This window comes from Piscibacillus sp. B03 (assembly GCF_052246295.1).
GTDB lineage: Bacteria > Bacillota > Bacilli > Bacillales > Alkalibacillaceae > Piscibacillus.
In genome coordinates, this window is the sequence record NZ_JBQQCO010000099.1 from 1 (window position 1) to 826 (window position 826).

The window sequence follows — 826 nt, forward strand, 5'->3', positions numbered from 1 at the left end:
AAAAAAGACTTGCCAGCCCAATCAAATAACTCTACTGTTATTGGTGTCTAATCAAATCACAGTGGAGGTTGAAAGGAATGCTGGCAATGTCTGAAGTTAATTGTATCAAACTTTTAAGAAATCAAAAATCTAAGTCTATTAATTCAATCGCTAATACCCTTGGTATTAATTGGAGAACAGCTAAAAAATATGCTGATGAAGATGACATCCCTCAAGAAACACAAGTAAAGAAACGAGGCATGATGTATGAAGAAGGTTGGGGTGACATCGTTTCAGATTGGTTAATCGAAGATCGTAAACTACATAGAAAGAAACGTCGAACCAATAAAACTATCTTCGAGCAATTACAAGAGTTAGGTTTTTCTGGGTCCTATAGAACCGTATGTAATTATATTCAAGATTGGAATGCCGGGAAGGTTAATGATGATTCTACAAAAGACCAAAATTATGAGCGACTACAACACCCGCCGGGTGAAGCTCAAGTTGATTTTGGGAAAATGGAGGGTGTCAAAGACGGTAAATACATTGATATACATGGTTTATCTTTAAGTTTACCTTTCAGCAATTCTGCATTCTGTGTTCCATTACCAGGAGAGAATCAAGAATGTTTCTTATACGGATTAAAAACAATCTTTAAACAAATGGGTGGAGTACCTAAATCTATACGAATTGATAACTTAAAGGCAGCCGTGGTACGTCCAAGGGGACGCCATGAAGAAGTTCAGTTCACAGATGAGTTTATACAATTTGCAAATTACTACGGTTTTGAAATTCAGGACTGTAACCCCTATAGCGGGCATGAAAAAGGACATGTTGAAAATAAGGT

At 36.7% G+C, this 826-nt stretch carries 1 protein-coding gene; it reads left to right on the forward strand.

Going from position 1 to position 826, the window contains the following annotated elements:
• Positions 1-77: 77 nt before the first annotated feature.
• Positions 78-826, forward strand: a 749-nt coding sequence (istA, locus tag ACTWQB_RS17380) for an IS21 family transposase (protein ID WP_443140403.1), incomplete at its 3' end; no start/stop codon positions are given.